Origin of the sequence: Thalassospira povalilytica (assembly GCF_002844235.1) — a bacterium.
Taxonomy (GTDB): domain Bacteria; phylum Pseudomonadota; class Alphaproteobacteria; order Rhodospirillales; family Thalassospiraceae; genus Thalassospira; species Thalassospira povalilytica.
In genome coordinates, this window is sequence record NZ_PGTS01000002.1 from 668970 (window position 1) to 681640 (window position 12671).

General features: G+C 54.5%; 10 protein-coding genes. 1 reads left to right on the forward strand and 9 read right to left on the reverse strand.

Features of this window, described 5'->3' with window-relative positions; genetic code table 11:
* Nucleotides 1–5 precede the first annotated feature (5 nt).
* The 9 genes from CU041_RS07425 to tpiA form a co-directional block, all read right to left on the reverse strand.
* The gene (locus CU041_RS07425) at nucleotides 6–1325 is read right to left on the reverse strand and encodes a pyruvate dehydrogenase complex dihydrolipoamide acetyltransferase (RefSeq protein WP_101246302.1); all 1320 of its coding nucleotides are present in this window, start codon (nucleotides 1323–1325) and stop codon (nucleotides 6–8) included.
* A 63-nt stretch (nucleotides 1326–1388) separates the two neighbouring features.
* Nucleotides 1389–2831, reverse strand: coding sequence for a pyruvate dehydrogenase complex E1 component subunit beta (locus tag CU041_RS07430; RefSeq protein ID WP_101246303.1), 1443 nt, complete (start codon nucleotides 2829–2831; stop codon nucleotides 1389–1391).
* Between the two features lie 53 nt (nucleotides 2832–2884).
* Entirely contained in the window at nucleotides 2885–3895 is a 1011-nt protein-coding gene (gene pdhA, locus CU041_RS07435) for a pyruvate dehydrogenase (acetyl-transferring) E1 component subunit alpha (RefSeq protein ID WP_068518963.1), read from the reverse strand.
* 553 nt (nucleotides 3896–4448) lie between these two features.
* Nucleotides 4449–4802: an FtsB family cell division protein gene (locus CU041_RS07440; RefSeq protein WP_068518962.1), complete on the reverse strand. Its 354-nt coding sequence runs from the start codon at nucleotides 4800–4802 to the stop codon at nucleotides 4449–4451.
* A 342-nt stretch (nucleotides 4803–5144) separates the two neighbouring features.
* Nucleotides 5145–6416, reverse strand: coding sequence for a phosphopyruvate hydratase (eno, locus tag CU041_RS07445; protein WP_068518961.1), 1272 nt, complete (start codon nucleotides 6414–6416; stop codon nucleotides 5145–5147).
* Between the two features lie 103 nt (nucleotides 6417–6519).
* Entirely contained in the window at nucleotides 6520–7377 is an 858-nt protein-coding gene (gene kdsA / locus CU041_RS07450) for a 3-deoxy-8-phosphooctulonate synthase (protein ID WP_068518960.1), read from the reverse strand.
* 78 nt (nucleotides 7378–7455) lie between these two features.
* Entirely contained in the window at nucleotides 7456–9084 is a 1629-nt protein-coding gene (locus CU041_RS07455) for a CTP synthase (RefSeq protein WP_068518959.1), read from the reverse strand.
* A 125-nt stretch (nucleotides 9085–9209) separates the two neighbouring features.
* The gene (gene secG, locus CU041_RS07460) at nucleotides 9210–9545 is read right to left on the reverse strand and encodes a preprotein translocase subunit SecG (protein ID WP_068518958.1); all 336 of its coding nucleotides are present in this window, start codon (nucleotides 9543–9545) and stop codon (nucleotides 9210–9212) included.
* Between the two features lie 97 nt (nucleotides 9546–9642).
* On the reverse strand, nucleotides 9643–10398 hold the full coding sequence (tpiA, locus tag CU041_RS07465; RefSeq protein ID WP_101246304.1) for a triose-phosphate isomerase: 756 nt from the start codon (nucleotides 10396–10398) through the stop codon (nucleotides 9643–9645).
* A gap of 331 nt (nucleotides 10399–10729) precedes the next feature.
* Between tpiA and CU041_RS07470 the strand changes: the two genes are divergently transcribed.
* Nucleotides 10730–12622 carry a peptidyl-prolyl cis-trans isomerase gene (locus CU041_RS07470; protein WP_101246305.1) on the forward strand — a complete coding sequence of 631 codons (1893 nt, stop codon included), beginning with the start codon at nucleotides 10730–10732 and terminating at the stop codon, nucleotides 12620–12622.
* The last annotated feature ends 49 nt before the right edge of the window (nucleotides 12623–12671 follow it).

Consider the following 12671-nt stretch of genomic DNA (forward strand, 5'->3'; position numbering starts at 1 on the left):
GACCGTTAGAGCAGCATGCTCAGCGGGTCTTCAATCAGCTTTTTGAATTCGGCCATGAACTGGGCACCGACCGCACCATCGACCGCACGGTGGTCAACAGAAAGCGTGCAGCTCATGACGGTCGCGATGGCAAGTGCGCCATCCTTGACGACCGGGCGCTGTTCACCGGCACCAACGGCCAGAATGCAGCCCTGCGGCGGGTTGATGATGGCAGAGAATTCCTTGATGCCAAACATGCCGAGGTTGGAAACCGAGAAGGTCCCGCCCTGGTAATCTTCGGGCATCAACTTGCCATCACGGGCCTTGCCAGCCAGTGCTTTCATCTCGGACGAGATTTCAGCAAGACCTTTGGAACCGGCATCACGAACGACCGGCGTGATCAGGCCACCATCAATGGCAACCGCCACCGAGATATCCTGTTTCTTGCACTGAAGGGTCGCCTTGTCGGTCCAGATGGAGTTGGCAGCAGGGACTTTCTTAAGCGCCAGCGACACCGCACGAATGACAAAGTCATTGACCGAAATCTTGACGCCGTCACCGGCCTTTTCATTCAGCTGCTTGCGGGTTGCCAACAGATTGTCGAGTTCGCAATCGACCGTAAGGTAGAAATGCGGAACCTGCTGCTTGGATTCCGTCAGGCGACGCGCGATGGTTTTGCGCATGCCGCTGTTCGGGATTTCCTCGTATTCCGGCAAACCGGTAAGATCCGGATTCCAGCCCGAAGCGGCCGGTGCGGCTGCCGCAGCCGGTGCAGAGGGTGCTGCTTTTTCGGCGGATGCGGATTCTGCTGTCGGTTTTGCCGATTTGGCGGCTTCGACATCGCGTTTGACGATGCGGCCACGCGGGCCAGAACCGGTCACCGATGCAAGATCAACACCGTCATTGGCGGCAATGCGACGCGCAAGCGGGCTTGCCTTGATCCGATCACCACCCGAAACCGGTGCAGCCGGGGCCGGGCTGGCTTTTGCTGGTGCATCTGACTGTGCCGGTGCCGACGAAGATGCGGGTTCGGACGGCGCTTCGGCCGCCGGGGCAGCACCCGCAGCAGACGTATCGGCACCATCCAGCGCGCTTTCGTCTTCGTCTTCTTCAAGCAGAAGCGCGATGACTTCGTTTACAGCAACACCTTCGCTGCCTTCGGCAACAAGGATTTTACCGATCTTGCCTTCGTCGACGGCTTCGACTTCCATCGTGGCTTTGTCGGTTTCGATTTCTGCGATGACATCGCCCGATTCAACGGTGTCACCTTCCTTGACGTGCCATTTTGCCAAGGTGCCTTCGGTCATGGTCGGCGACAGGGCCGGCATCAATACTTTTACAGGCATGAACACATTCTCCCGGTAACGGGGCGGCGCACATTGGACGGCGCCTGCCCCTGTCCGTATCACTTAGCGATAGCAAACGGCCTTGGCCGCATCGACGATGTGCTGCTCTTGCGGAAGCGCAAGCGCTTCGAGATTTGCAGCATACGGCATCGGAACATCTTCGCCGGTCACGCGGGCAACCGGTGCATCGAGATAGTCAAAGGCATGTTCCATGACCACAGATGCGATTTCCGAACCGATACCGGCGAAGTGCCAGCCTTCTTCACAGGTAACAAGACGGTTGGTCTTCATTACCGAGCGAATGATAGTGTTCACATCGAGCGGACGAATGGTACGCAGGTTGATGACCTCGGCCGAGATGCCCTGCTCTGCCAGCTGTTCAGCCGCTTTGAGTGCCTTGCCAACCATGATCGAGAAAGCAACGATGGTGACATCGGTCCCTTCGCGTTCGATTTTGGCCTGGCCGATCGGCAGAACGAAATCGTCATCGTCAGGAACTTCGAAGCTCTGACCATACATGATTTCGTTTTCAAGGAAGACGATCGGGTTCGGATCACGGATCGCGGCCTTAAGAAGGCCTTTTGCGTCAGCAGCCGACCACGGTGCAATCACCTTGAGACCCGGGCAATGTGCATACCAGGATGCATAGCACTGGGAATGCTGTGCGCCAACACGGGCAGCAGCACCGTTCGGACCGCGGAAGACAATCGGGCAACCAAGCTGGCCACCGGACATGTAAAGCGTCTTGGCCGCAGAGTTGATGATGTGGTCAATGGCCTGCATGGCGAAGTTGAATGTCATGAATTCAACAATCGGCTTGAGGCCCATGAATGCCGCACCCGTTGCCATACCGGTAAAACCGATTTCGGTAATCGGGGTATCGACAACACGGCGGTCACCGAATTCGTCAAGCAGCCCCTGGGTGACTTTGTAGGCACCCTGATACTGTGCGACTTCTTCACCCATGACGAAGACGTTTTCGTCACCACGCATTTCTTCGGCCATTGCATCACGCAGGGCTTCACGCACGGTCTGGGTTTTAAAGCTGGTATAGGTCTTTTCGTCCTGGGTCGCGTTCATCACGCTCATGGCGCGCGGCTCGGCATCCGAACGTTCGATTGCGCCGCTGGCCGCAACTGGTGCGGCACTTGCCGTGCTTGCAGCGGGTGCTGCTTCTTCGGCCGGTGCAGCCGTTTTTTCTTCGGCAGCCGGTGCAGCGCCGCCAGACGATGCAGAAACGTTATCAAGCGCGGATGCGTCTTCGCCTTCTTCAAGGATATAGGCAATAACAGCATTCACTGCGACATTTTCAGTACCTTCGGCGATGACGATCTTGCCCACAGTACCTTCATCGACAGCTTCGACTTCCATCGTTGCTTTGTCGGTTTCGATTTCTGCGATGACGTCACCGGATGCGATCGTGTCGCCTTCCTTGACGTTCCATTTGGCAAGCGTGCCTTCGGTCATGGTCGGCGACAGGGCCGGCATCAAAACTTCAATCGGCATTGTTCCCTCTCTCCCGGGAAAAATCGGTCAAAAGCGGTTCGCGAAAGTCGCGATCACGCGTCGATCAGAATATCGGTGAACAGTTCAGAAACATCCGGTTCCGGGCTGTTCTGCGCGAACTCGGCCGCTTTTGCGACTTCGGCTTTCACTTCCTTGTCGATATCCTTAAGGCCAGCTTCGTCGATGATGTTGCCATCGATCAGCAGCTTTTTGACCATATCGATCGGGTCGTGTTCCTTGCGCATCTTGTCGAGTTCGTCCTTGGTGCGATATTTCGCCGGGTCCGACATCGAGTGACCGCGATAGCGGTATGTTTTCAGCTCAAGGATATAAGGGCCTTTGCCTTCGCGGCAGTGAGCAACGGCGCGTTCACCAGCTTCCTTGACCGCAAGAACGTCCATGCCATCGACCTGTTCGCCCGGAATGCCATAGGCCATACCGCGCTGATAAAGGTCCGGGCTTGACGAGTGACGCTGGGTCGAGGTGCCCATGGCGTACTGGTTGTTCTCGATGCAATAAACCACCGGAAGCTGCCAGAGAGCGGCCATATTGAAGGCTTCATAGACCTGACCCTGGTTGACGGCACCGTCACCAAGATAAGTCAGGCAAACGCGGTCTTCACCACGATATTTGTAATTGAAGGCAATACCGGTCCCCAGCGGCACCTGGCCACCGACGATCCCGTGGCCGCCATAGAAGTTCTTTTCCTTGGAGAACATGTGCATGGAGCCGCCTTTACCGCGGGAATAACCGCCTTCGCGGCCCGTCAGTTCGGCCATAACCCCACCGGCATCCATGCCGCAAGCCAGCATGTGGCCGTGATCACGGTAACTGGTGATCACACCATCATCACCCGTGATGGCAGACTGCATGCCGACAACAACGGCTTCCTGCCCGATATACAGGTGACAGAAGCCACCAATAAGACCCATGCCATACAGCTGACCGGCTTTTTCTTCAAAGCGGCGGATCAGCAGCATTTCACGGTAATATTTGAGGAGATCGTCACTGCTCGCCTGGTTGTCGGCGCGCGTAGTGGCGCGTTTGCGTTTCGTGGTCGCCATGTTTCCTCCCGGTGGATGGCTATCGCTTAAGCATCATGTATGAGCGCTTAATTCGGTACTGGACCACCGAAATGACTACCTAAAACGACCTCCAAGGGCAAGCAATCAAACGCCGAATAAACTGTTGTTTTGCAACGCACAATCACAAATAAACTTGATTTCAGTTAATTTGTGCATTTTGGCAAATATACAGAGATTGAGTATTTTCAGCGACTTGGGCGAATGCGTTAAATTTCGTTCATTCCCCTGCGTCACAAATGCTATGCTTTTATGACGATAATACCGCATAGCCGTTCTAGATCGAAAACAACCCAAAGAATGCATTCATTATCAATGCAATCAACCGATCCGGCCAGTTTTCCGACTATAAACCAGAAGTCAGTTTAAACAATACCTTACCGGTAAGCGATCATTGCTGACCAGATTTCACAACCAGGAATTTCTTTGTTTTTTGATGTGACAGCGTGCCGCAACGGCCAATTGCCCCGCCCAAACACAGGATACCATGCCCCCGGATTCTCTGGGCGGATGCGACCAGCTGTTTGGGAACAGATCAGTTGGTGTGGGCAGCGATGGTGGTCATGTCCTGATAACCGTCATGATGAAAGATGATGACGTCATCGGGATGTGCGGCATTCAGCATCGCACGTGCACGTTCATCGAGAAGATCGGGATCAAGATGATTGGCGCGCAAGGAAATGACATGCTGTTCAAGCTTTTTGCGGCGCTCGGTCGTTTCATCAAGCACCTTGGCAATTTCGGTCACGCGGTCCTGCATCGACCAGTAGGTCAGCAGACCACGTTCACCTTCCACACTGTGAAAGATGAAATATGCCATGACTGTAAATGCGATGACCGGCGCGACTGCCTGTTGCAGACGACGAAAAACCGGTGAGTGTGACGACATTTACCCTTGCCCCTTGCGCGGAAACGCGACTTTGACCGCATCACTGACCATTTTGAAACCAAAACAAGAAAACAACATACGTCATTTCCCTTTGTCTTCAGCAACTTGCCTTAGAACAAAGTCATAGATCGGCCAATATTACGCACCAAGTAACACAGACATTGGTAAAAATAGCGTTAAACGGCACCCTCAAGCACCGCAATTTACGGTCAATCAGATAGTTCTGATTTACTGTTTTCCACTGTCAGTCAGCTCGCAAAACGCCATCGAAACAAAAAACGGGATGCACCAGCATATGGTGCATCCCGCAGAAATCCGGTGATGTGAAATCACCCGTTCCGGTTATTTCAGGATCGAACGACCCGGATAGTAGGCACCGGCATCAAGCATCTCTTCGATGCGGATCAGCTGGTTGTATTTTGCCATACGGTCAGAACGCGACAGCGAGCCGGTTTTGATCTGACCACAGTTGGTCGCAACAGCAAGATCAGCAATGGTCGAATCTTCGGTTTCGCCCGAACGGTGCGACATGACCGCAGTGTAACCGGCACGATGAGCCATTTCGACAGCTTCCAGCGTTTCAGAAAGCGTACCGATCTGATTCACCTTGACCAGGATCGAGTTGGCAACGCCTTTTTTGATACCATCAGCAAGACGTTTCGGGTTGGTGACAAACAGGTCATCACCGACAAGCTGGGTCTTGGCGCCAATGGCGGCCGTCAGTTCAGCCCAGCCATCCCAGTCGTCTTCGGCCATGCCATCTTCGATCGAGAAGATCGGGTATTTGCCGACCAGATCAGCCCAATATTTTACCATACCGCTGGAATCAAGGGTTTTTCCCTCGCCCGCCAGGACATATTTGCCGTCCTTGTAGAATTCGGTCGATGCCGCATCAAGGGCCAGAACAACGTCTTCTTCCGGACGATAACCGGCAGCTTCGATCGATTTCATGACATAGCTGATGGCAGCTTCGGTCGATGCGATGTTCGGCGCAAAGCCGCCCTCGTCACCGACATTGGTGTTCAGACCATCTGCCGACAGCGCCTTTTTCAGGTTGTGGAAGATTTCCGCGCCCATGCGGATCGCGTCAGAACCGGTTTCTGCCGATACCGGCATGATCATGAATTCCTGAACATCGATCGGGTTGTCCGCATGCTCGCCACCGTTGATGATGTTCATCATCGGGACCGGAAGCGTACGGGCAAAGGCACCACCGACATAACGGTAAAGCGGAAGACCTGCGTCCTCAGCAGCCGCCTTTGCGGTCGCAAGTGAAACGCCAAGAATGGCATTCGCACCCAGACGGGACTTGTTATCCGTGCCGTCGAGTTCGATCATGACATTGTCGACAGCAACCTGGTCTTCGGCATCCATGCCGACCAGAGCTTCGAAAATCTCACCATTGACCGAGGCAACAGCCTTGGTCACGCCTTTGCCAAGATAACGGTCTTCCTTGTCGCGAAGTTCAACAGCCTCGTGGGCACCGGTGGATGCACCCGACGGAACGGCTGCACGACCAAAGGCGCCATTTTCCAGAGTTACATCAACTTCGACCGTCGGGTTACCACGGCTGTCAAGGATTTCGCGGCCGCGAATATCGATAATAGCGGTCATGACAGAAACGTTCTCCTCACTGGTAGGAACCATGCCTTTTTGTCAGGCATGCAGGTTACAGCAAAAAAGAATGCCGCCAATGACGATTGGCGGCATTTGAAAATCATGCGTCAAACATATCCAGACGAACCGGATTGGCTTTTGCCACTTTGTCCAGTTCCATCAGGACCGAAAGAACTTCGGGTAATTTGTTCAACGGGATTTGGTTCGGGCCATCCGAAATGGCCGTTGCCGGATTATCGTGGGTTTCGATAAACAGTGCTGCGATACCAACCGAAACGGCTGCGCGGGCCAGAACCGGCGCGAATTCACGCTGGCCGCCGGACGACGTGCCCTGCCCGCCTGGCTGCTGAACCGAATGGGTTGCATCGAAAACAACTGGATAGCCCTGACGGGCCATGGTGGGAAGTCCGCGGAAGTCCGTGACAAGCGTGTTATAGCCAAAGCTGGTCCCACGGTCACAGAGCATAATATTGTCATTGCCGGTCGCGGCAAGATTGTTGGCCACATTGGCCATGTCCCAGGGTGCCAGGAACTGGCCCTTTTTGACATTGACCGCACGACCGGTTTTGCCCGCTGCCTGCAACAGATCCGCCTGACGGCACAGGAATGCCGGAATCTGAAGAATATCGGCAACTTCGGCAACCGCCGCACACTGGTCGGGCAAATGCACATCCGTCACGATCGGGAGACCGGTGACCGATTTGACTTCTGCCAGGATATCGAGACCTTCGGACAGACCAACACCGCGCTTGGATGTGGTGCTGGTGCGGTTCGCCTTGTCAAACGAGCTTTTGTAAACCAGACCGATGCCGAGCCCTTCGGACAGTTCCTTAAGGGCTGCGGACATTTCGAGTGCATGTTGACGGCTTTCGATCGCGCACGGCCCGGCCAGAACGGCAAAGGGCTTGTCATTGGCGATTTCGATATTGCCGACTTTGACAGTTTTAATTTCGGTCATTGCGATGACTTTCATTCAAGCATTCGGCCATTCACGCATACAGCACGCGGCCATTCGCGCAATCAAACTGCGTGCCAATTATACCAGACGGCTGCGCTCTTTGGCGGCCTTGATATAAGACACGAACAGCGGATGCGGATCGAGCGGACGCGAACGCAGTTCCGGGTGGAACTGGACACCGATGAACCACGGATGATCCGGGTATTCAACGATTTCCGGCAAACGACCATCCGGCGACAGACCCGAGAATTTAAGACCTTTTTCCTCAAGCTGCGACATGAAGTTTACGTTAACTTCATAGCGATGGCGGTGACGTTCCAGAACGGTTTCACTGCCATAGATGTCGCGTGCACGGGTGCCGTCAACCAGCTTGCACTCATAATTGCCCAGACGCATGGTGCCGCCAAGATCATCTTCGCCGGTACGACGTTCAACCGAACCGCCATCCTTTGCCCATTCGGTCATCAGACCAACAAGCGGGGTTTTGGTCGGGCCGAATTCAGACGAAGATGCATCCTTGAGACCGGCAAGGTTACGGGCTGCTTCGAGAACAGCCATCTGCATGCCAAAGCAGATACCGAAATACGGCACCTTGTTTTCACGGGCATAGCGTGCTGCGGCAATCTTGCCTTCTGCGCCACGTTCGCCAAAGCCGCCCGGAACCATGATCGCATCAAGCTTGGACAGGATTTCGTTGACGTTACCTTCTTTTTCCAGCTCGTCAGACGCAATCCATTCCAGATTGACGCGGACCTTGTTGGCGATACCGCCATGGGTCAGGGCTTCGGTCAGGGATTTGTAGGCATCGGGAAGCTGGATGTATTTGCCAACGATACCGATGGTGACCTCACCTTCCGGGTTGCGGATGGTGTTGCAGATGTTTTCCCACGGTGCCAGATCCGGGTCCTGGGCCTGAAGACCGAAGTGATGCAGAACTTCGCTATCAAGGCCGTACTGGTGATAGCTGATCGGCACCTGATAGATGTTATCGACATCATAGGCCGGAATGACTGCTGCTTCGCGAACGTTACAGAAACGCGCGATCTTGCGGCGTTCATTGATCGGAATTTCACGATCACAACGGCACAGCAGAATATCAGGCTGAATACCGACACTTTGCAGTTCCTTGACGGAATGCTGGGTCGGTTTGGTTTTCAGCTCGCCTGCGGTCGAGATATAGGGCACCAGGGTAAGGTGCATGAACAGCGTGCGACCATCACCAAGATCGTTGCCCATCTGACGGATCGCTTCAAGGAATGGCAGACTTTCAATATCGCCAACCGTGCCGCCGATTTCGACAAGAACAAAGTCCTCGGTCGCGTCAGACTGAACGAATTCCTTGATCGCATCGGTGATGTGCGGAATGACCTGGACGGTCCCGCCAAGATAGTCACCGCGGCGTTCGCGGGCGATCACGTTCGAATAGATGCGCCCGGTGGTCACGTTGTCGGAACGGCGCGAAGAAACGCCAGTGAAACGTTCATAGTGACCAAGATCAAGGTCGGTCTCGGCACCGTCTTCGGTCACATAGCATTCGCCATGCTGGTACGGGCTCATGGTGCCCGGATCAACGTTGATATACGGATCAAGCTTGCGCAGACGAACTGTAAAGCCGCGTGCCTGTAACGAAGCACCCAAAGCAGCGGAAGCCAGGCCCTTGCCCAGCGAAGAAACAACGCCACCGGTAATAAAGATATAACGAGTCATTTCTTTGCCTCATCTCAAAGCACAAAGCCTCGGTTCAATGCCGTTTAGTGCATCACGAACCGGGGAATACAACAATCAAAAATTGAGGCGGCAAGTTTGCCGCCTCGTGTCGTCGGTTAATTTGTTTAGCGGGTCGGAGCCGCGGGCCCGGTATCCTCGGCGGGTTCAGTAACCGCCGGGGCCGAAGCCGGTGCCTGTTCCAGAATGGAAGCTGGCTTGGTGTGGCTGTTGGACTGCAGTGCAAGAATGATGCTGGTGATCATGAATGCACCTGCCAGAATCGCAGTGGTACGGGTCAGCAGGTTCGCAGCGCCGCGTGAACTCATCACGCCGAAGCCACCGCCTCCGCCGCCGCTGTTACCGCCGATACCAAGCCCACCGCCCTCGCTGCGCTGCACGAGAATGACGGCAATCAAGCCAAGCGCAAGAAGAAGGTGGATTACCAGAATGACTGTTTGCATGGTCTCGAAACTCTTGTCCTAACTTCCGATCCGAACGCAATTTGGCCCGGATCGGGCATAAATTTGATGCGTATTTAACGCGTTTTATGGCTGTTGGCTAGGCGCAAGTTTCAATAATTTTCCAAAAATCTTCAAGCTTGAGGCTCGCCCCGCCGACAAGCGCGCCATCGACATCTTCAAGGGCAAGCAATTCCGCCGCATTGGACGGCTTGACCGAACCACCATAAAGAATCCGGAATTCGTTACCATCGGCAAAGCGTTTGACAAGCTCGGCCCGGATCGCGGTGTGAACTTCGGCGACTTCGGCAACACTTGCGGTACGTCCGGTTCCGATTGCCCAGACCGGCTCATAGGCGATCACGGTATTCTTTGCGGTTGCCCCGTCTGGAACCGAAACAGCCACCTGCCCGTTTACAACAGACAGGGTCGCACCAAGATCGCGTTCCTGTTCGGTCTCGCCAACACAAACAACAGCAACCAGATCGGCATCATGTGCCGCGATGGCCTTGCGGCGGATATCGGTCGAACTTTCACCATGATCAGCACGACGTTCCGAATGACCGACCAGAACATACCCAGCACCGATATCGGCCAGCATGGGTGCGGCAATGTCACCGGTATGCGCACCTGATACGGCTGCGTGGCAATCCTGACCACCAACGCCAACTGCACTATCCTTGGTGACGCCAACCACATCAGACAGCAGTGTCGCAGGCGGACAAACAAGAATATCGCAGCCCAGAGTTCCCTTTTCGGATGCCTTTGCAGCAAGTCCGGATGCCAGCGCGAGACCATCCGCACGCAAGCAGTTCATTTTCCAGTTTCCGGCGATCAGGGGACGGCGTTGGGTCATGGGAAGCTACCTCGTGCTGGTCGATTTCAGATAAATTCCTTTGATAACAATTCGATATTGCATCAATGGCAATCGTTACGAATTGTTACAGGATCAATTTCGAAGCGGCTTTTAGCATGTCCACCGCACCGGGCCAAGTCCCGGAAAACACGCGTTCATGCATTTCGTTTGGAATTGCAATGATCTTCTATGCAATCGGCTGTTGCCGCTGTTACCTCTCGCCATTAAGATGCCCGGCAATTTCGTCGGGATTTGCGTCCCTGGGCGATCATAATTAAAAGCTGTCGATACATTATATCGACACCAAACCACGAATTGTTAGGCTTATCATATGCTTGCTGGCATTCGCACATTTTCGAAATCAATCTTTGCCAAAGTGATCTTTGGCGTGATTGCACTGAGCTTCGTTATCTGGGGCCTGAACGCATCGATGCTGAATCTTGGCACATCGCGTGAAGTTGCCGAAATCGGCAGCCAGAAGATCACCCCGGTCGAACTGGAACGCGCCTTCCAGCGCAGCGTGCAGAATATGCGAAATGTATTCGGCCCGAATTTCAACCAGCAACAGGCTGTCCAGATGGGTCTTCTGAACAATACGGTTCAGTCGCTTGTCTCGCAGAAGGTGCTGCGTGAAGACGCCAAGGATATGGGGATCGGTATCAGCGACGATAAAGTCCGCGATACCATCTTTGCGTCGGACAACTTCAAGGACCCGACCACCGGCCAGTTCAGCCGCGACCGTTTCCTTCAGGCTCTTTACACTGCGGGCTACACCGAACAGGAATTCATCGAAGGTGTTCGTGGTGATCTGATGAGCCAGCAGGTTGTCGGCAGCCTGACCGGCACTGCGGCTGTTCCTGAAATGCTGGCAAAGCAGATTGTTGCCTATCGTAATGAACAGCGTCGCGGTTCGTTCTTTGCCCTGAATGGTGCAGAGTTCGATGATATCGCCGTTGCAGATGACGCCACCCTTCGCAAATTCCACGAAGACAATGCAGCGCAGTTCACGGCACCGGAAAGCCGTGACGTAACGCTTGCAACGCTGAGTGCTGCGGACCTGATTGCGACGGTCACTGTTACCGAAGACGAAATCGCGGAGTCCTACAAGCAGCGCGAAGCAGAATTCCAGACCCCGGAAAAGCGCGTTGTCGAGCAAATCCTGTTTGCGCCGGGTGATGAACAGTCCGCACGCGAAGCTTACAAAAGCCTTCAGGGCGGTGCCGATTTCATGGAAACGGCCAAGGAAGCCGGCATGGATGAGTCGATGGTCAAGCTTGGCGAATTCACCGCCAAAGACATCTTGCCTGACCTGAGTGCCGCGACCTTTGCCCTGCCCGAAGGCGGTTTCTCCGAACCAGTTGAAACGGCGCTTGGCTGGCATATCCTGCGTGTGACGTCGGTAACGCCGGGCAGCGTTCAGTCGCTTGACGAAGTCCGCGACGAGATTGTCGACGGTATCAAACAGTTCAAGGCCGAAGACGCGATCTATGATCTGGCTGCCAATTTCGACGAGGAACTGGGTGCTGGCACCCCGATCGAAGACGCTGCACGCGATGTCGGTGCAAAGACCTACAAGCTTAACGGCATTGTCCGCGGCGAAGGTCTTGCTGGCGAAAACATCGACGGGGCTGACGAGATCAATGAAAAGATCTTCGAGCTTGAAAACGGCGAGGAAAGCTTCCTTGAAGAAACCGCATCGGGCACCCGTTATGTTGTCCGCGTCGAAAATGTAACGCCGTCGGCACTGCGCCCGTTTGAAGATGTCCGCGAAGATGTCATTGCCGCCTGGAAGTCCGAAGAACGCCAGAAACTGATGGTTGCCAAGGCCGAAGAACTTGCCAACAGAGTCAACACATCTGGTACCGACCTTTCAGCAGTTGCATCGGAAAATGGCGCATCGGTCAAGGAAAGCGGCCTGACCAAGCGGACCGGACAGGGCCTTGGCGCTGATGTCAATCCGGCGGTTGCAGCTGCCCTCTTCACGCTTGAAGACGGCAAGGCCAAGGCAATCCAGACCGGTGAAGACGTTCTGGTTGTGCGTCTTGACGAAATCAAGCAAGCCAATGTCGAAACCGCAGATGCCCAGCCGGTCAATGATGAACTCAAACAGGCGATCAATGAAGATATCCTGTCACAGTATCTTGACTATCTGCGTGATGAAATCTCGGTCACGGTCAATAACAGCGTGATCAACGGGCTTTACGCCCCGTCCGCTGCAAACTGACAGCCACACAAAAGGGCGACCGGTTGATCCGGTCGCCCTTTTTCTTTTA